Source organism: Pseudomonas sp. NPDC077451 (assembly GCF_044543345.1).
Taxonomy (GTDB): domain Bacteria; phylum Pseudomonadota; class Gammaproteobacteria; order Pseudomonadales; family Pseudomonadaceae; genus Stutzerimonas.
On record NZ_JBITVX010000002.1, the window covers coordinates 401321 to 419878 of the forward strand.

19 protein-coding genes are annotated in these 18558 nt (G+C 60.2%); 13 read left to right on the plus strand and 6 right to left on the minus strand.

Going from position 1 to position 18558, the window contains the following annotated elements; all coding sequences use genetic code 11:
* The first annotated feature begins 35 nt into the window (after positions 1 to 35).
* Positions 36 to 554 carry a DUF6586 family protein gene (locus tag ACIGHL_RS05625; protein WP_128120510.1) on the plus strand — a complete coding sequence of 173 codons (519 nt, stop codon included), beginning with the start codon at positions 36 to 38 and terminating at the stop codon, positions 552 to 554.
* Between the two features lie 37 nt (positions 555 to 591).
* On the opposite strand, the gene ACIGHL_RS05630 is transcribed toward ACIGHL_RS05625, so the two are convergent.
* Positions 592 to 1431: a DMT family transporter gene (locus ACIGHL_RS05630; protein ID WP_128120511.1), complete on the minus strand. Its 840-nt coding sequence runs from the start codon at positions 1429 to 1431 to the stop codon at positions 592 to 594.
* 177 nt (positions 1432 to 1608) lie between these two features.
* Between ACIGHL_RS05630 and ACIGHL_RS05635 the strand changes: the two genes are divergently transcribed.
* The gene (locus ACIGHL_RS05635) at positions 1609 to 1845 is read left to right on the plus strand and encodes a hypothetical protein (RefSeq protein ID WP_045428419.1); all 237 of its coding nucleotides are present in this window, start codon (positions 1609 to 1611) and stop codon (positions 1843 to 1845) included.
* A gap of 76 nt (positions 1846 to 1921) precedes the next feature.
* Here ACIGHL_RS05635 and sulA read toward each other — a convergent pair whose 3' ends face one another.
* Together sulA and lexA are read right to left on the minus strand one after the other, a co-directional pair.
* Positions 1922 to 2401 (minus strand): SOS-induced cell division inhibitor SulA, encoded by a 480-nt coding sequence (gene sulA / locus ACIGHL_RS05640; RefSeq protein WP_128120512.1) that lies wholly within the window; start codon positions 2399 to 2401, stop codon positions 1922 to 1924.
* Positions 2402 to 2411: 10 nt separating this feature from the next.
* Complete coding sequence (gene lexA, locus ACIGHL_RS05645; protein ID WP_045428414.1) at positions 2412 to 3020, minus strand: transcriptional repressor LexA; 609 nt, start codon at positions 3018 to 3020, stop codon at positions 2412 to 2414.
* 197 nt (positions 3021 to 3217) lie between these two features.
* Between lexA and ACIGHL_RS05650 the strand changes: the two genes are divergently transcribed.
* The 8 genes from ACIGHL_RS05650 (at position 3218) to ACIGHL_RS05685 (ending at position 10217) form a co-directional block, all read left to right on the plus strand.
* On the plus strand, positions 3218 to 3925 hold the full coding sequence (locus ACIGHL_RS05650) for a TetR/AcrR family transcriptional regulator (protein WP_128120513.1): 708 nt from the start codon (positions 3218 to 3220) through the stop codon (positions 3923 to 3925).
* 39 nt (positions 3926 to 3964) lie between these two features.
* Positions 3965 to 4489, plus strand: a complete 525-nt coding sequence (locus ACIGHL_RS05655; RefSeq protein WP_128120514.1) for a L,D-transpeptidase — start codon at positions 3965 to 3967, stop codon at positions 4487 to 4489.
* A 16-nt stretch (positions 4490 to 4505) separates the two neighbouring features.
* The gene (gene nagZ / locus ACIGHL_RS05660; RefSeq protein WP_128120515.1) at positions 4506 to 5504 is read left to right on the plus strand and encodes a beta-N-acetylhexosaminidase; all 999 of its coding nucleotides are present in this window, start codon (positions 4506 to 4508) and stop codon (positions 5502 to 5504) included.
* 14 nt (positions 5505 to 5518) lie between these two features.
* Positions 5519 to 6256, plus strand: coding sequence for an S-methyl-5'-thioinosine phosphorylase (locus ACIGHL_RS05665; RefSeq protein WP_128120516.1), 738 nt, complete (start codon positions 5519 to 5521; stop codon positions 6254 to 6256).
* A gap of 187 nt (positions 6257 to 6443) precedes the next feature.
* The gene (locus ACIGHL_RS05670; RefSeq protein WP_073301615.1) at positions 6444 to 6941 is read left to right on the plus strand and encodes an LEA/WHy family protein; all 498 of its coding nucleotides are present in this window, start codon (positions 6444 to 6446) and stop codon (positions 6939 to 6941) included.
* An 8-nt stretch (positions 6942 to 6949) separates the two neighbouring features.
* Entirely contained in the window at positions 6950 to 7147 is a 198-nt protein-coding gene (locus ACIGHL_RS05675; protein ID WP_045428401.1) for an SEC-C metal-binding domain-containing protein, read from the plus strand.
* A 7-nt stretch (positions 7148 to 7154) separates the two neighbouring features.
* Positions 7155 to 7619 carry a DUF2489 domain-containing protein gene (locus tag ACIGHL_RS05680; protein WP_128120517.1) on the plus strand — a complete coding sequence of 155 codons (465 nt, stop codon included), beginning with the start codon at positions 7155 to 7157 and terminating at the stop codon, positions 7617 to 7619.
* A 60-nt stretch (positions 7620 to 7679) separates the two neighbouring features.
* Positions 7680 to 10217, plus strand: coding sequence for a penicillin acylase family protein (locus ACIGHL_RS05685; protein WP_216706860.1), 2538 nt, complete (start codon positions 7680 to 7682; stop codon positions 10215 to 10217).
* A 41-nt stretch (positions 10218 to 10258) separates the two neighbouring features.
* On the opposite strand, the gene ACIGHL_RS05690 is transcribed toward ACIGHL_RS05685, so the two are convergent.
* On the minus strand, positions 10259 to 10858 hold the full coding sequence (locus tag ACIGHL_RS05690; RefSeq protein WP_128120518.1) for a DJ-1/PfpI family protein: 600 nt from the start codon (positions 10856 to 10858) through the stop codon (positions 10259 to 10261).
* A gap of 95 nt (positions 10859 to 10953) precedes the next feature.
* Positions 10954 to 11652, minus strand: coding sequence for a tRNA (N6-threonylcarbamoyladenosine(37)-N6)-methyltransferase TrmO (gene tsaA, locus ACIGHL_RS05695; RefSeq protein WP_128120658.1), 699 nt, complete (start codon positions 11650 to 11652; stop codon positions 10954 to 10956).
* 414 nt (positions 11653 to 12066) lie between these two features.
* Between tsaA and betT the strand changes: the two genes are divergently transcribed.
* From betT to betA, 3 genes are all read left to right on the plus strand, one after another.
* Positions 12067 to 14133 (plus strand): choline BCCT transporter BetT, encoded by a 2067-nt coding sequence (betT, locus tag ACIGHL_RS05700; RefSeq protein ID WP_128120519.1) that lies wholly within the window; start codon positions 12067 to 12069, stop codon positions 14131 to 14133.
* A 96-nt stretch (positions 14134 to 14229) separates the two neighbouring features.
* Entirely contained in the window at positions 14230 to 15702 is a 1473-nt protein-coding gene (betB, locus tag ACIGHL_RS05705) for a betaine-aldehyde dehydrogenase (RefSeq protein WP_128120520.1), read from the plus strand.
* Between the two features lie 55 nt (positions 15703 to 15757).
* Positions 15758 to 17434, plus strand: a complete 1677-nt coding sequence (betA, locus tag ACIGHL_RS05710; RefSeq protein ID WP_128120521.1) for a choline dehydrogenase — start codon at positions 15758 to 15760, stop codon at positions 17432 to 17434.
* A gap of 120 nt (positions 17435 to 17554) precedes the next feature.
* Here the strand turns inward: betA and ACIGHL_RS05715 are convergent, their stop codons facing one another.
* On the minus strand, positions 17555 to 18529 hold the full coding sequence (locus ACIGHL_RS05715) for a 2-oxoglutarate and iron-dependent oxygenase domain-containing protein (RefSeq protein WP_128120522.1): 975 nt from the start codon (positions 18527 to 18529) through the stop codon (positions 17555 to 17557).
* Positions 18530 to 18558: the final 29 nt, after the last annotated feature.

Here is an 18558-nt window from a genome sequence, read left to right on the forward strand (position 1 = left end):
ACCTGTAGCGTTTCAAGTCTTGGGAGACCGTCGCCATGGCTCATGAGCTGTACACCCGTACCAACCAGAAAATTTACTTCGCCGGACTCGCACTTGAGAATTGGAAGCGGGCCGAGGAGAAAGGCGCGATGAATGCGCCAGGCCTGATCCAGGCCGAGCGCGAGGCTAGTCTTTTTCATCTATACGGCGCGTTGCTGGGGCTATGTCACGAGATCGCTGGCTACTACCGCCTGCCTGGTGCTAGCGCACCGCGTCCAGAGCTATTGCTGATGCCATCAGTGCAGGGCTCGTCATCGAGCCCGGAGCTCGCTGAGCTGATAGAGTTGGCCGAGCATCCTGAAACCTGGCTGGCACAACTGCTGAAAGCGTACTCAGCACTCTTCGAGCCGCCTCGTGCGCCTGCTAAGACCAAAACCGATCCAACCATGCCGTTGATCGAGGCGGTCAGTGTGGATGCGCAGGTGCCGGCGCTGGCGCGTGAAGAGCTGGAGGCTTGGCGAAGCAGCTTGAAACAGCTGGCCCTACGCTTTCGCGAGTCGCTTACCGAGTGGTAAGCGACTAGACGTGCAACGTTGCTGTGTCTGTACTGGATCAAGTACTTGGTCTAAGACGCATGACCAATGCAATGCCTCCAAGAATCGCAAGGCCGGCGGCCAGCAACTTCCCGGTCAAGGGCTCCCCAAGCAGCAAGCTCCCCGCCAAGGCGGTAAGAAGTGGCACGCTCAGTTGCACGCTGGCCGCCTGGATGGCCCCTAGGCCGGGGAGCGCTGCGTACCAGATGGCGTAACCGATGCCAGAGGCCAAACCGCCAGACAGCAGCGCATAGATCAATCCGGCGCTGTCCCACTCCAGCGTGTTCAACGCAAGCAGGCATAACAGGACGGCGATTGGCAGGGTGCGAATGAAATTGCCCGCAGTAGCGGCAAGTGAGTCCGGCGTCCCTTTACCCAGTATCGAATAGGCTCCCCACGCCGCTCCTGCCAGCACCATCAGAAGTGATGCCGATAGCGGCGGTGTGTTTGTTCCTGGCAGCAGAAGCACAAGCAGCCCTGCTCCTGCCAGGAGCATCCCGGCTGTCTGCCCCCGATGCAAGCGTTCACCTTGCAGCATCCCCCAGGTGATCATGCTTATCTGCACGGCCCCGAACAGCAGCAGCGCGCCGGCGCCTGCGTCAAGGTCGAGGTAGGCATAAGAGAACGAGGCTGCATAGGCGAAGAGTGCGAGGGCGCCCCGCCAGCTGCCTGAGTTAGAAAAAGACTTCCCACGCAGGCACAACAAAAGCCACAACACCAGTGCACCGGCACATAGGCGCAGCGCAGTGAAGCTGGCCGGATCGATCTGGCTGTCCCGCAGAGCTGCGCGACAAAGCAGCGAATTGCCGGCGAAGGCGAGCATGGCCAGCGCGGTCAGTAGCAAGGTTCTTATGGTCATCCTGCGGTCCGGTATCAATAGGCAGCCATCCTACTGTGCCGGCGCGTTACTGCACATCTGCTTCCTGCCTGCGCGAGACTGAGCAGCAGTTCAGCATCCTGTTTTGGCAGCTAAACCCAAAGGCTGCCGCCTGGGCGGTCGGCTGTTACAATGCGCGGTTTCAAGGGGAGCATGCCAATGCCAACGTCTTTTCTGGAAATCGTCGAGCTACCTGACGGCAGCATTGTGCTGCGTCGTGCCGAGGACGAAGGCGTGTTGGTCACGCTGGATTTTTCTGATGATGCCAAGGCGTTCCTGCAAGGTCAGCATGTTGAGGTCGCTAAGGCCATGTTCAACATTGGCGTGCAGATGGCGGGGCGCGTATCGGAGGGTGATTTCGAGCGGGAGGAAGAAGGGCCGCGCGTGCTGCATTGAGGGGTAAAGACGCCTGGTCGCCTTTGCGGCGCCTGGCGGGTTTCGGCACATCCTTATGCCAACCGGTTGGGGCGTATTAGCTACCCAGACGTATGTTCAAACTCTGTGCATTGCCCTGGGCTGCCGCCACGCGCAGCTTCAGGCGGCCCGCCTTGTCGATGCGTGGGAACCAGGTAATGACCGTGTGGCTGCAGCCTGATACCAACGCCTTGCATGCCAGCTCAAGCGCAGTCTGGCTATCGCGGGCCTGGAGCAACAGAATGCGGTCACGATTCAGTCCGGTTTCTCGCAGCCAACTCTGTGAAAGCGATACAGGCGGTGCGATCAACGTGAGCCAGCGAGTATCCGCTGCCTCACTGAGCTCGCGCAGCATGGGAGCCAGCAACTGGCGGCAGTGATCCCCGCTACCAGTCAGGGTCATTTCACTCAGGCAGTCGTCGGCGGGCTGTGGAGCGTGCGTTACCTCTGCGAACGGTGTCAGGCGATGCGCGATCAGCCCTTCGAACAAGGAAAGCTGCGGTGGTTTGCCTGCGGTGGGTTGGGGATGGTACTGCATGAACCTCTCCTTAGCGGCGTATTACGCCGACGCTCAAACCTTCGATAACCAACTCTTGCTGTTCAAGATCAACTTCAATAGGCGCAAACTCGGCGTTTTCGGCAAGCAGCCAGACCTTGCTGCCTTCACGTTTAAAACGTTTAACAGTTACTTCGTCATCGATTCGGGCCACGACTATCTGTCCATTCCGTGCTTCACGCGTGGTATGGACCGCTAGCAGGTCCCCATCAAATATGCCGATATCCTTCATGCTCATACCGTGGACGCGCAGTAGGTAATCAGCCTTCGGCTGGAAAAATGAAGGATTGATCTGGCAAGATTCTTCGACATGTTGCTGCGCCAGAATTGGCGCACCGGCAGCAACCCGGCCGATTACCGGAAGGCCGTTGTCCTCGGTAGCCGGTTCGAAGCCTGGAATACGTATCCCGCGAGAGGCGCCGGGCGTCATTTCGATGGCGCCTTTGCGAGCCAAAGCCTTGAGGTGCTCCTCTGCGGCGTTGGGCGATTTGAAACCCAGCTCCTGAGCGATCTCGGCGCGTGTCGGCGGGTAGCCGTTGTCTTCAAGGCAACGCTTGATGAAGGCGAGGATTTCCGACTGGCGAGGGGTCAGTTTGATCATCAAAAGGGTCTCTGTTCTTTTATACAGTGACTGGGATTATATACAGTACCGAATGCTTGGCAATCGTTGTTTGATTGGGCGGCAGGTAGGCTGTGAGCGCGCAGTAAAGGGCCGCCGAAGCATTTCGGCGCTATGTCGGTTGACTTGGTGTAGGTTGAAACGTAAGTTTCAAACAGATGTTTGTCGGGGGAGAGGGCATGGCGCAGTCCGAAACAGTCGAGCGTATCCTGGATGCGGCGGAGCAGCTATTCGCTGAGAAGGGGTTCGCCGAGACGTCGCTGCGTCTGATCACCAGCAGAGCCGGCGTCAACCTGGCCGCAGTGAACTATCACTTCGGTTCGAAAAAGGCACTTATTCAGGCAGTTTTCTCGCGTTTTCTAGGGCCATTCTGCATCAGCCTTGAGCGGGAGCTGGATAGGCGCGAAGCGCAGTCTGACAGGAAGGAAAGCCTCGAAGAGTTGCTGGAGATCCTGGTCGAGCAAGCGCTGGCAGTGACGCCGCGCAGCGGCGATGACCTGTCCATCTTCATGCGTCTGCTGGGGCTTTCCTTCAGTCAAAGCCAGGGGCATCTACGTCGCTATCTCGAGGACATGTACGGGAAGGTGTTTCGCCGTTACATGCATCGGGTACACGAGGCCGCGCCGTCGATCCCGCCGATTGAGTTGTTCTGGCGTGTGCATTTCATGCTGGGCGCTGCGGCTTTCAGCATGTCGGGTATCAAAGCGCTAAGGGCTATCGCCGAGAACGATTTCGGCGCAAGAACCTCGATTGAGCAGGTCATGCGCATGATGGTCCCGTTTCTTGCAGCGGGTATGCGGGCCGACTCGGGTGTCGCAGATCCAGGGCTGGCGCAGGCCCATCCGATTGCCCGACGTAACGCCTTGGCAATGCCAGCCAAGGGCTAGGGTGCATCCTCACAGGGCGATCGGCTAAGCTAGCCGCCCATGAACGACCTCGATTTGCTCCATATCTCGATCGCTGACCAGGCGCTCTACGGGTTTGCCAATTCCTGCCTGCGCCTTCGTTTCCCTGTTTCTACCGCGCGTAATGGTGCAGGTGAACGCAATGGCACCGGTTGTACGCCGCGAGGCCGCCATCAGGTGCGCGCACGCATTGGTGAGGGCCTGCCTTCGGGAGCCGTTTTGCGCGGACGGCGTTGGACCGGGGAGGTATGGGATGACGATCTGCATGAGCGTTTTCCTGGCCGTGACTGGATCCTGACGCGGATCCTCTGGCTCAGTGGTTGCGAGCCGGGGTACAACCGGATGGGGCCAGTCGATACTTTTCGCCGCTACATCTATCTGCATGGCACGCCGGATTCGGAGCCTATGGGAATACCGCTCTCCCACGGCTGCATCAGGTTACGCAATGCCGACCTGCTCGAACTCTTCCCCCGTGTGCCCGCTGGCTGTGCCGTGTATATCGGCGAAGCTGCATGCCCGGATTGGTCAAGCGCAACGCTGATATAAGGATTCGCTAACTAACATGCATGGCTCTTTGATGTTGGATATTGCCGGTACTTGGCTGACCGCCGAGGACCGACAATTGCTACGCCAACCGGAAGTAGGCGGGCTTATTTTATTTGCCCGGAATATCGAAAACCTGACTCAAGTCCAAGAGCTTTGCCGAGCGATTCGAGCGGTGCGGCCTGATCTGCTGCTGGCGGTCGACCAGGAAGGGGGGCGCGTCCAGCGGCTGAGGCGTGACTTCGTCCGGCTACCGGCGATGCGCGAATTCGCCTCGCGCCCCAATGCGCAGGAGCTGGCAGAAATTTGCGGGTGGGTGATGGCGACTGAAGTGCTCGCAGTCGGTCTCGATTTCAGTTTCGCGCCAGTTCTGGATCTCGATTACCAGCGCAGCGCTGTGGTTGGTTCGCGTGCATTCGAGGGTGATCCACTACGGGCAAGCGAGCTGGCCGGCGCTTTCATCAGGGGCATGCACAGCGCCGGAATGGCGGCCACTGGCAAGCACTTCCCAGGTCATGGCTGGGCCGAAGCGGATTCTCATGTCGCAATACCGGTCGATGAACGCGGGTTGGATGAGTTGCGCGGTCGGGATCTTGTCCCTTTCCGCAAGCTGGCCGCCGAGCTTGATGCTGTGATGCCCGCCCATGTTATCTACCCGCAAATAGACGACAGGCCCGCTGGTTTTTCCCGGCGTTGGTTGCAGGATGTGCTTCGCGATGAGTTGGGATTCCGCGGCTTGATTTTCAGTGATGACCTATCGATGGCTGGTGCGCATGTCGCCGGTGATGCGGCGAGCCGCATCGAGGCGGCGCTGACGGCGGGTTGCGATATGGGGTTGGTGTGTAATGATCGCGGGGCTGCTGAGCTTGCACTGTCGGCGCTGCAGCGGCTCGGGGCGCAGCCATCACCGGCTTTGGGCAGAATGCGCAACCGGGCATGCGGCTCACTGGAATACAAACAGGATCCACGCTGGCGCGCATCCGTCGCTGCACTCAAAGCTGCCGAACTGATCGCTTGACCAAGGAAACACAGATGACTGTCCATGCCATTATCGGCGGCACGGGGCTTACCGAGCTGCCTGGGCTGACCCTGCTCGAAGCGATACCCATGCAAACGCCATACGGTCCGCCGTCGGCCGATATTGTGCGTGGAGAGTATGCCGGTCGCGAAGTGCTGTTTCTCGCTCGGCATGGTCACCCGCACCGGGTTCCGCCACATCAGGTCAACTATCGCGCCAATCTGTGGGCGCTGAAGCGTGCCGGCGCGCAGGCCGTTATCGCAGTGAATGCAGTCGGAGGCATCCATTCGACCATGGGGGCCGGTCACCTCTGTGTGCCGCATCAGTTGATCGATTACACCTACGGCCGCGATCACACGTTCTTCGAGGGCGACATCGAGCATGTTACCCATGTCGACTTCAGCTATCCCTATGACGAGCCCTTGCGCCAGCGCCTGATCGCCGGTCTGGCAGCTGAACGTTACCTGTTCAGCAGTCATGGTGTGTATGGCTGCACTCAGGGGCCGCGGCTGGAGACGGTCGCTGAAATCGCCAGGATGGAGCGCGATGGTTGCGACATCGTCGGGATGACCGGTATGCCCGAGGCGGTGCTGGCGCGTGAACTGGAGCTGCCCTACGCCTGTCTGGCGCTGGTGGTCAATCCGGCTGCGGGCAAAAGCAGTGGGGTCATCACCATGGCGGAAATCGAGGCTGCGCTGGCTGAAGGAATTGTGAAGGTACGTGCGGTGCTGGCTCGCGCGCTGGCTGGTTGAGAGCAGTCCCGCCAGCGAGTGCCGTGGCTAGTAGCCAGTGGCATGCTGGCGATAACGGCGTTGATGGCTTCGCCAGGAGCCGTCAGAACGGTCGCAAAGACGTAGCACGTTGCTGCTAGTTTCGCCAAACAACCCATTGCGGGCGATCCGCTGCTTGCTACACTTGGCCGTCCTTTGGAGTACCGGAATGCTTTGCCACGCACCCATAAGAAGAATATCCAGAACGGTGATGTTGTTGAGTCTGCTGGCCGGCCTTGCAGGCTGTTCCACCTGGTTCAGCAGTGATTTCCGGGATCCCCGCGTTCAACTTAAAAACGTCGAAATCATCAAAGCCAGGCTGCTCGAACAGCAGTTCATGCTGCGCTTTCGCATCGACAATCCCAACGAGCAGAGCCTGCCGGTTCGCGGTTTGGTGTATACCGTCCACCTCAACGACATCGAGCTGGCGAGCGGAGAGTCCAGCGGCTGGACAACCGTTCCCGGAAACGGCTTCGAGTATTACGAGGTGCCGATACATACCAATCTCTGGCGGCACATGAAGTACATTGTGCGTCTGTTGGAAAAGCCGGATCGCCCGATTGCCTATCGTCTGGATGGTGAGTTGAAAACCGGTCTAATGCTCGGACGGCGCGTGCACATCTCAACCAATGGCGAGATAATCCCCGGCAACTTTATCCCGGAGTAGCAGTACCGATGAACCACGAAACACACGTGCACGGTCCCGATTGCAATCATGATCACGACCACGCGCACCAGGACCACGGACATGTACACGGCCCGCATTGCAACCACAGCCACGATCCGGTGCGTAATCCGCTGAAGGATGTCGGTCGGAACGATCCCTGCCCATGCGGCAGCCAGAAAAAGTTTAAGAAGTGCCACGGAGCCTGATCCGCGCATGACACCCTTCGCCATAGTGTTGCTCATAGCTGCCCTGCTGCTGATCGCGGCCCTGGCGGGATACGCCCTGCATCTATGGCGCAGGGTATGGCGCAGAGAGCAACAGCTAGCGGAGATGCAGGCGCAGCAGCACGCAGCGCTTGCCGCAGACCTACGCGTGCTCGCGAGCAGCCTGCTCGAAGAACAGGTCCCTCTGATCGAAGGTGCTATCCGGATCAAGGTGCTGCTGGATAACTTCGATTCCGCACTGGGTCAGGACCCGCGCTGTCAGGTTTTTCAGGTGCTCTTCGACGAGACCTCGCAAGTCCCTACTCATGACGCCTGGAAAGCGCTGGATCGTTCTGAGCGTCGCCATCATGAGGCTCGCTTCAGTGCGCTCGAACTGCAGCACAAGGCCGAGGCGCGCCGCTCCGCCCGCTGGCTGCTTGATGAAGCACTGCCAAAGAATCACCAAGCCGCCTGAGTGCGACGGCAGACCACATCCTTTTCATATCCGTACTGCCCTGCCCGCAAGGAGCCGTTGATGCCACTGCGCCTGCCGTTTTTTCTGGTTCGCCTGACGTTGGGTGCCGTATTTGTGGGTGGAGCCCTTAGCGGCTGCCAGGCCTATCTGGATAGTCGCTACAGCGACAGCCTGCCGCCTGCCCAGGGCGTCCAGGCGATTACGGGGCTGGACAAAAGCGTAAGCATCCGTCGCAACACGCTGGGTATGCCGCTGATTGAAACGGCGAACTTTCATGATGCACTGTTCGGATTGGGTTACGTACATGCCACTGACCGCCTGAGCCAGATGGTCAGCATGCGGCTCATGGCCGAAGGGCGCTTGGCTGAAATGGCCGGGCCCGGCGTGCTTGAGGTCGACCGCTTCATGCGTGCGGTAAACCTTCGGCAAAGCGCTGCGGTGCTGTATCGGGAAAGCTCGCCGCGGATGAAGCGCTTCTTCGAGGTGTATGCCAGAGGCGTTAACGCCTACCTGTTCCGTCATCGCGACAAGTTGCCGATGGATCTTGCAGTCACAGGCTATACGCCTGAGTACTGGAAGGCTGAAGATTCGGCACTGGTGTTCTGTCTGTTGAACTTCGGCCTAGCGGTCAATCTTCAGGAAGAAATCGCATCACTGGTCATGGCGCAGAAAGTCGGTGCGGACAAGGTCGCCTGGCTGCTGCCCACCTACCCAGACGAGGCGTTGCCGTTTGAGGAGGCCGACAAGCTCAAAAGCTTGAAGCTGAGCGGCGATATTGCTGGGCTTGCAGCGCTTGAGAGCGCAGCCGCCCAAGTTGCCTCGCTCAACATGCTGGGGGTCGCCGCTTCGAACAATTGGGCCATTTCCGGCAGCAATACGCGTAGTGGCAAGCCGATCCTGGCCAATGACACGCACTTGCCGCTGTCCATGCCGTCGTACTGGAACTTCGTGCAGATTCGCTCGCCGAAGTTTCAGGCTGCGGGCGTGACGATTGCTGGCGTGCCTGCTGTGGTCGCCGGGTTCAACGGCAAGCTGGGCTGGGGCATGACCATGGTCATGGGCGATACCCAGGACCTCTTTCTCGAGCAGGTGCGGCGCGAGGGTAGCCGTTTGCTGTATCTGGCCGATGGCAAGTGGGTGCCGGCTCGCGAGCGAAATGAGACCTTCTTTATCAAGGGTGCGCGCCCTGTCCGAGAAACGATCTATGAGACACGCAACGGGCCGTTGCTCAATAGCGTTCTAGGGGAGCGCAAACACCCCTTGCAGCCGCTGCAGTTGAGCAGTGGTTACGGGCTGGCTCTGAAGACCAACCAGTTCGAGGCTGATCAAACGCTGGATGCATTTTTCGACCTGACCCGTGCGCAATCCGTCGACCAGGCGTTCGAGGCGACCCGCGACATCCGTGCCGTGGCACTGAACATCGTGTTTGCCGACCAGCAAAGTACCGGCTGGCAGGTCACCGGACGTTATCCGAACCGGCGTGAGGGGTTGGGCCTGCTTCCGTCGCCCGGTTGGGAAGGGCGTTATGACTGGGACGGTTACGCCGATCCCATGCTTCACCCCTATGATCAGGATCCGACACAAGGCTGGCTGGGGACCGCCAATCATCGCACCGTGCCTAAGGGCTATGGCATGCAGCTGTCCAATTCCTGGTACTACCCGGAGCGTGCCGAGCGTATTGCCGAGCTGCTTGGTCGGGGTAAGCAGGACACCCGCAGTGTGATCGCAATGCAGTATGACCAGACGACAACCTTTGCGACCAAGCTGCAGACCATGCTGCAGGCGCCGGGAATGGCGGAGCCGTTGAAAGCCGCCATCGATACGCTTGCCGAGCCTGAGCGGCGCCGGGCACGTGAAGCGCTTTCAACCCTGCTGCGCTTCGATGGCAAGCTCGCTGCTGGCTCTGCGGACGCAGCGCTGTATGAAAGCTTCCTGATTGAGGTTGCACGCCAGACCTTTCTCGACGAGCTGGGGCCGGAGGGTAGCGGCGCTTGGAAGGCCCTGGTCGAGGCCGCAAACGCCTCCTATTCGGCACAGGCCGATCATCTGCTCGGCCGGGACGACAGCCCGTTCTGGGACGATATCGGTACGCCCCAACAGGAAGACAAGCCGGCCATTCTGGCGCGCTCACTTGCCGCTTCGGTCAGTCGTATGGAAACTGCCCTGGGTGCTGACCGAAGTGCCTGGCAGTGGGGGCAGCTGCATACCTACACCTGGAAGAGCGGCACTACGCAACTGGCGCCTTACATGTCGCCCAGCCAGCGCGCCGGCATCAATGCGATCAGCGGCTATCTGGATCGGGGGCCGGTAGCGGCTGGTGGCGATCACAGCACGCTGAACGTGTCGGCCTACCGCTGGGGTGACAATTTCGATACCTGGCTGATCCCGGCGATGCGGATCGTTGTCGACTTCGGTCGTGATGAGCCGATGATCGGGCTAAACAGCACCGGTCAGTCCGGCAACCCGGCCAGCCCCCACTACGCAGATGGCATCGAGGCCTGGTTGAAAGGCGGCTACATGAGCTTCCCATTTAAGTCGGAGAATCTCGACAAGGTCTACGGCACCCAGCGATTGCTGCTCACGCCGGCGTCTAAATAGCCGCTGATCGGTGGACGAAGCAGTACTGGTGCTGTTTCGGGTCAGCTGTTCTTGCGCCAGTCGAAATCCATTTGTCGGGCGGTGGCTTCGGCCAGTTCGCGGCCAGCGATACGCTCGACCAAGTGCAGGCTCATGTCGATACCAGCCGAAATACCTGCCGAGGTTACGTAGCGGCCGGTATCAACCCAGCGGCAGCCTTCGATCACTTTGAGCAGCGGGAACATCGCTTTCAGTTCACTGATATCTTCCCAGTGCGTGGTCACCTTATGCGCGTACAGCACGTTGGCTTTCGCCAGCAGGAATGCACCGGTGCACACCGAGGCGGTGAGTCCGGCCTGCGCGGCTGTTTTCTCGATCCACCGCACCACCTCGGGGTTCTCCAGTTCGTTGGCGACCACTCCGCCCGGAACGATCAGCAAGTCGATGGTGGGGTGGTTGGCAAAGTTGTAGTTGGGTTGGACGACCAGACCCGCCCTGGCGCGCACGAGCCCCTTGCGCGCAGCGATGGTCGACGTTGAGAAGGGCGGTGGCTGACCGTCGCGCAGCGCCAGCCGCGTCGCGGTGGTGAACACCTCGTAAGGCCCCGTAAAATCGAGCACCTCGACGTCGGGGTAAACGTAGATACCGACGAATGTGGGCATGACGGGCACCTGTCGTATGCGCTGAGCTTAAGAGGCGATTACTCGAGCCGGTATGCAGGATATTGCTGAATGGTCTTGCGAAGGTCTAGGTCAGCCTAGCTGGCTGCTCGTGTCACTTCCAATACCGTGATGGTTGATGGCTCTGGGTAGTGCCATCGGACTTCGACATCCCAGAGCCGGGTGCCGTAGCGGCGTTCCGGTGCTGGCGTCTGATAGGCCGGTCGCGGGTCTTGTGCCAGGCACTGTTCGATCAAGGCTTGCAGCGGCTCGCCCAGCCGTGCCGCTTCGCAGTGCGCCTGTTGCAGGCTGGCCTCGGTCCAGCGCACTGCAATGAGGTTGGGTGCATCCTCGGCCAAGCCGTTATGGGCATCTGTGACCACGTCGGCATAGGGGACATAAGGCTTGATGTCCAGCACCGGTGTCCCATCGAGCAGATCGATTCCCGACAGATAGAGACGGCCAGGCTCGATCTGGTCCAGTTTCACAACCGACTGTCCGATGCCGTTGGGCCGGTGCGTCGCCCGTGTCGCGAATACGCCAACCATTCGGTTGCCACCTAGACGTGGCGGCCGTACTCGCAGACGGGGTTCGGCCTCCAAGGCTTGATGAAAAAGAAACAGCAGCCAGACATGGCTCACCTGTTCCAGTCCCTCCAGCGCATGAACCTGATCGAACGGTGCGACCAGTTCCAGTACGCCTCGAGCGGCGGGTGCCAGTTGCGGCTGGCGTGGAATGGCGAACTTTTCCTTGAAGCAGGAGCGGACGAAGCCGATGGGGGAAACGGAGTAGGACATGGTGATTAGCCCGGCGCGGAGGGGCGTCATCTTACCCGTTGCGGTGGTGGATCGCGCCTACGCGCAAGGCTGGCGAGCAATCTGCAATAGCTTCAGAGCCCGAGCGGTGCGTACGCATGAGCCCCTTTGCGCCAGCACGCTATTCGCGGACCCATGCAGGGTTTCGATGATTCGTGTAGGATAGCCGCCCTTTTTTCGAACATAGGCTACGTTTGTTTTACGGCTGTACGCTTCACTCTTTTCCAGTGCCGCGCTCGCCAGAGCTTTACGGCAGTTTTTGGCGCGTCGCCCCTGACGCAGCCCCGCATACAGGCAGCAGCATTGCAGCCGCTTTGGCAGTCGCAAAACGTGGCAGCCGCATTTCGTCGCGTCGCGATGTCCTAAAAGCCAGAACAAGTTCAGGAGATAGAACTGATGAACGAGGCTGAGCTCTCACCCAGTCACACTGACCCAACCCGAGATCGCATCAATCCGGTCGTTTTCTACAGTTCGGCGGTTGCCATCGTACTGTTTGCGATCTGGACGATGTTCTTCACGGAGCCATCCCTGACGGTCATCAATACCGTCCTGGGCTGGATTTCAAACACCTTTGGCTGGTTCTACTTTCTAGCCGTACTGGTGTACCTACTGTTCGTGATTGTCATTGCAACCACGCGCTACGGCAAAATCAGGCTAGGCCCTGATCATTCGAAACCGGAATTCAATGTCGTTACCTGGGCGGCGATGCTGTTCTCCGCCGGTATCGGCATCGACTTGCTGTTTTTCTGTATCGCTGAACCGATCACCCAGTATCTGGAACCGCCGGTAGGCGTAGGCGGCACCGCGCAGGCGGCGCGGCATGCCATGGAGCTGACGTTCCTGCACTGGGGGCTGTCTGGCTGGGGTGTCTACACCCTGGTGGGCATGTCGCTGGCCTATTTCAGCTTTCGCCAAGGGCTTCCCCTTTCGATCCGCTCGTCGCTGTACCCGATTTTCGGCAAGGCCATCTACGGCCCCATCGGGCATACCGTGGACACGGCCGCGGTGCTAGGCACCGTGTTCGGAATCGCCACAAGCCTCGGCATTGGCATCATTCAGCTCAACTTCGGCCTCAACTACATTTTCGGCGTGCCTGAAAGCACGCTGACCCAGTCGGTGTTGGTCGTGTTGATCGTCGTGTTCTCCGCGATATCGGCGGCGACCGGGGTGGAGCGGGGCATTCGTCGGCTCTCCGAGTTCAACATGCTCCTCGCAGTGTTGCTGCTGCTGTTCGTGTTGTTCGCCGGCAAGACCACCTTTCTGCTCAACGCGTTGGTGATGAACATTGGCGACTACTTCTCCAATTTCATCAGCCTGTCGTTCGATACCTACGCTTATGACCAGCCCACCGATTGGCTGAATGCCTGGACGGTATTTTTCTGGGCCTGGTGGATTGCATGGGGGCCCTTCGTCGGGCTGTTCCTGGCGCGTATCTCGCGGGGGCGCACTATCCGTGAGTTCGTGATTGGGACGTTGCTGTTGCCGCTGGCTTTCATGATGGCGTGGATGTCGATCATGGGTAACAGCGCCATCGACATGGTGATGAACGGTGCCGTCGAGTTCGGCGCGCAGGCGGTGAGTAATCCGGGCTCTTCGATCTACCTGTTCCTGCAGAGCTTGCCCTGGGCCGGCCTGACGACTGCCGTGGCGACCATCCTTGCCATTGTGTTCTTCGTGACGTCCGGTGATTCGGGCTCGCTGGTGCTGTCCAATTTCACCTCGATTCTCAAGGACGCCAATAGCGATGCGCCGGTCTGGATGCGCATACTCTGGGCCGCGATCATCGGCGTGTTGACCCTGGCACTGCTGATTGCCGGCGGGCTGAGTGCGCTGCAGGGCACCGTTGTCATCATGGGGCTGCCGTTCTCCATTGTGCTTCTGTTCATGATGGTGGGTCTGTTCAAGGCGCTGCACGTCGAAGGCGTGATGGCGGACAGTTATCAAAAGAGCCTCTCAGGACAGCTGTCCGGCCGTGCGACGCTTGAACATGCCCACATGAACTGGAGTCAGCGGCTCTCGCGGGCGATGAGTTTCCCGAGCCTGTCGCAGATCCGCCGCTACCTGAAAGAGACATGCCGGCCAGCGATGGAGGAGATCCAGAAAGCGCTCGGCGAGAAAGGCGTGCCGGTGGAAATCATCGAAGGCGAGGCGGGCAACGAGCACCTGATCCTCAACGTGAATCTTGGCAGCGAAATGGACTTCACCTACCAGATCTGGCCTGTTCGCAGCTCGATGCCGTCTTTCGCGGTGCGCACATCGAGCAGCAGTGCGCACTATTACCGGCTTGAAGTGCACCTGCGACAGGGGAGCCTTGGTTACGACCTGATGGGCTACTCGAAGCGCCAGCTGATCGAAGACATCCTCGATCACTACGAGCACCACATGCAGTTCCTGCACTTGCAGCGCGAGAAAGGCAGCCTGGCGGACGGCTCGTCCGAACCCGGTACCGCAAGCGCCACCTGACTGCGACCACGACGGACCTACAGGTCCGTCGTGGTACCTGAAACGTGGCAGTGGCCTATCCGGTCGTTGCCACCTGGACATTCGAAGAGGTAAATCATGGCCCGTTATCCACGGCAACAACTCTATATCGATGGCGCTTACGTCGAGGCCAGCGGTGGAGACGTCTTCGAGAGCGTCAACCCGGCCAACGGCGAGGTTCTCGCTGAAGTGGCGCAGGCCTCGCGTACCGATCTTGAGCGTGCGGTGGTCAGCGCTGAGAAAGGTCAGAAGATCTGGGCAGCACTGACCGGCATGGAGCGCTCGCGTGTGCTGCGCAAAGCGGTCGACATCCTGCGTGAGCGCAACGACGAGCTGGCATTGCTGGAAACCCTCGATACCGGCAAACCGCTGATGGAGACCCGTAGCGTCGATATTGTCACCGGTGCTGACGTGCTCGAGTACTACGCAGGCCTGGCGCCGGCCATCGAAGGCGAGCAGATTCCACTGCGCGACACGAGCTTCGTCTATACCCGCCGTGAGCCGTTGGGTGTGGTGGCCGGGATCGGCGCCTGGAACTATCCGATCCAGATCGCATTGTGGAAAGCCGCACCCGCTCTGGCTGCCGGCAACGCCATGATCTTCAAACCGAGCGAAGTGACCTCACTGAGTGCGCTCAAGCTGGCAGAGATCTTTACCGAAGCCGGCTTGCCGGCGGGTGTGTTCAACGTGCTGACCGGCACCGGGGCGGAGATCGGTGCGTTGCTCACCGAGCATCCGCGCATCGCCAAGGTGTCTTTTACTGGCGGTGTGACAACGGGCAAAAAGGTCATGGCCAGTGCGGCCAGCTCATCGCTCAAGGACGTGACCATGGAGCTGGGCGGCAAGTCGCCGTTGATCGTCTGTGACGATGCCGACCTGGACCGCGCCGCCGACATCGCTGTCATGGCCAACTTCTTCAGCTCCGGTCAGGTCTGCACTAACGGCACCCGCGTATTCGTGCCGCGCGCCTTGTTGAGCGAGTTCGAAGCGAAGCTGCTCGAGCGGGTCAAACGCATCCGCATGGGCGATCCGCAAGACGAGCAGACCACCTTCGGCCCCATGGTCAGCTTTGCCCACATGCAGAACGTGCTCGGTTATATCGCCAAGGGCAAGGCGCAGGGCGCACGTCTGCTCTGCGGCGGTGAGCGCGCCACCACTGGCGAGTTCGGCCGTGGCGCCTACATCGAGCCGACCATCTTCAGCGACTGTACTGACGACATGATCATCGCCCGTGAAGAGATCTTCGGCCCGGTGCTCAGTCTGCTGGCGTACGACGATGAAGACGAGGCAGTGCGCCGCGCCAACGACAGCGACTACGGTCTGGCTGCTGGTGTTGTCACCCGTGATCTGGCGCGCGCCCACCGCATCATTCATCAGATGGAAGCCGGAATCTGCTGGATCAACACCTGGGGTGAATCCGCCGCGCAGATGCCCGTCGGCGGCTACAAGCAGTCCGGGATTGGCCGCGAAAATGGTATCTCGTCGCTGACGCATTACACGCGGCTGAAGTCCGTACAGGTAGAACTGGGCGAGTTCGCGTCGGTTTTCTAAGCGGGCAGGCTGAGACGAGCGTAGGACAGCGCTCGCCAACGCGACAGGAGGATTCATGGAATACGACTACATCATCATCGGTGCCGGCTCTGCGGGTAATACGCTGGCTGCACGTCTGACCGAGGACGCAGATGTCAGTGTCCTGCTGCTGGAAGCCGGCGGTCCTGACTATCGCCTCGATTTCCGCACTCAGATGCCTGCAGCACTGGCCTACCCGCTGCAAGGCACGCGCTATAACTGGGCTTACAAGACCGACCCAGAACCCCACATGAACAACCGCCGCATGGACTGTGGCCGCGGCAAGGGTCTGGGCGGCTCGTCGCTGATCAACGGCATGTGCTACATCCGAGGCAATGCGATGGACTACGACAACTGGGCGACCATGCCCGGTCTCGAGGACTGGTCCTACTTGGATTGCCTGCCATATTTCCGCAAGGCCGAAGCCCGCGACATCGGCGCCAACGATTATCACGGTGGCGATGGGCCGGTCAGCGTGACCACGCCCAAGCCCGGCAACAATATCCTGTTCCATGCCATGGTCGAGGCGGGCGTACAAGCCGGCTACCCCAAGACCGAGGACCTCAACGGCTACCAGCAGGAAGGCTTCGGCCCGATGGACCGCACCGTCACGCCCAATGGCCGTCGTGCCAGCACGGCACGTGGCTACCTTGACCAGGCCAAGGATCGCCCGAACCTGACCATCGTCACTCACGCCGTGACGGACCGCGTGCTGTTCGAAAGCAAGCGCGCTGTCGGCGTGAAATACCTGCGCGGCCGTGAGCAGGCGACCACTGCACGAGCGCGCCGCGAGGTGCTGCTCTGCGGCGGCGCCATTGCCTCGCCTCAGGTGCTGCAGCGCTCCGGCGTCGGTCCGGCAGCATTACTCAAGGGGCTTGGTATCGAGGTGGTTCACGACTTGCCTGGCGTCGGCCAAAACCTGCAAGACCATCTCGAGATGTACCTGCAGTACGAATGCAAGCAACCGGTTTCGCTGTATCCCGCTTTGAAATGGTGGAATCAGCCGGCAATCGGCGCTCAGTGGCTGTTCGGTGGCACGGGTATTGGCGCCAGCAATCAGTTCGAGGCGGGCGGTTTTATTCGCAGTCGCGATGAGTTCGAGTGGCCGAATATCCAGTTCCACTTCCTGCCGGTTGCGGTCAGTTACAACGGCAGCAACGCCCACGATGGCCACAGCTTCCAGGCGCATGTGGGATCGATGCGCTCGCCCAGTCGCGGCCGGGTCCAGATTCGTTCGACTGACCCGAACGTCGATCCCAGCATCCTCTTCAATTACATGGCCCACGAGCAGGACTGGCAGGAGTTTCGTGATGGCATTCGACTGACTCGCGAGATCATCAATCAGCCGGCGCTCGATCCCTTCCGTGGCAAGGAGCTGAGCCCTGGCATTGATGCTCAGAGCGATGCGGATCTGGATACTTTCGTCCGTGAGCATGCGGAGACGGCTTATCACCCGTCCTGTTCCTGCAAGATGGGCACGGACGACATGGCCGTCGTCGATGGGCAGGGCCGCGTGCACGGCGTGGAAGGCTTGCGTGTAGTGGATGCGTCGATCATGCCGCAGATCATTACCGGCAACCTCAATGCCACCACCATCATGATCGCCGAGAAGATCGCTGACGGGATTCGTGGCCGGCAGCCATTGCCGCGCAGCACAGCGGCTTACTACGTCGCCAAGGATGCACCGGTGCGCAAGGCGCCTGTGCGGGGCTAAGTATCGCCGCGGTTGGTACGGGCTGGCGGGCACGTGATGTGCCCGCCAGTTCTTTGCTGGACGCTTGAACGGCGTTCCTGCCAAGGATGCTTGCGGCTCAGTCTCCTTGGTGCAGGGCGGTCAGTTCACTGCAGCTGAAGCTTCCCGGCGATAGGCGTAGGTCTCGGCGAAACGCGAAAGCATATAGGCACTACAGGTTGTGTCCGGATACTTGGGCGGATTGTCCCGGCTCTGGCAACCGGGCAGGCAACTAATGATCGTGTCCGGGTTGGGCTCGGCAAAGAAGGGCATCGAGTAGCGATCGACGCCCAGCGGGCTGATCACTCGATGCGGCGTTGACTTGTACCGGTCGTTACTCCAGCGCGCCATCATGTCGCCGATGTTGACCACGAAGGTGCCCTCAATTGGCGGCGCATCGATCCACTCTCCGCGCACGTTTTGCACCTGCAAGCCGCCAGCCTGATCCTGGTAGAGCAGCGTGATACAGCCGTAATCGGTATGGGCGCCGGCACCTTGTTGCTCGGGCGCCGTTGCGGTCTGGCGTGGCGGGTAGTGGATCATGCGAAACACGCTGATCGGCTCGATGAAGCGCTTATCGAAAAAGCCCGACTCGACGCCTAGTGCGTTGGCCACCGCGCGAAGAAGGGTACAGGCCAGCGCATGCATGTCTTGATAGTGCTGTTCGAACAGTGCCGGCCATCCTTCGAGCTCGGGATGGCGATTCGGCCCCCGCAACGGCTTGCCGGCCAGCACCTCGGGATGATCGGGTGGCATATGGAAACCCATATCGAAGGTTTCCTTGAGGTCGCTTGGCTTGGCGGGGTCGAGTTGTTCGGTCGCAATCGCTCCGTAACCGCGGTGATGGGTGCTCTTGGTGATATCGATTTGTAGTTTCTGCTCGACGGGCAGTCCGAAGAACTGTTCGGCAGCACCCTTCAGCTGGGCGATACGCTCCGCGCTGATCGGATGATTGCGGATATAGAAAAAACCCCAGTCACGGCAAGCCGTGTCGATCTGACGGGCCACTTCGTGCCAGCCCTTAACATCCGAGGCGTAGAGCGGCGCGATGTCAATAATGGGGAGTGGTGTGTGCATGGATAGCTCCGAGGAATGCTCGCTGCGGT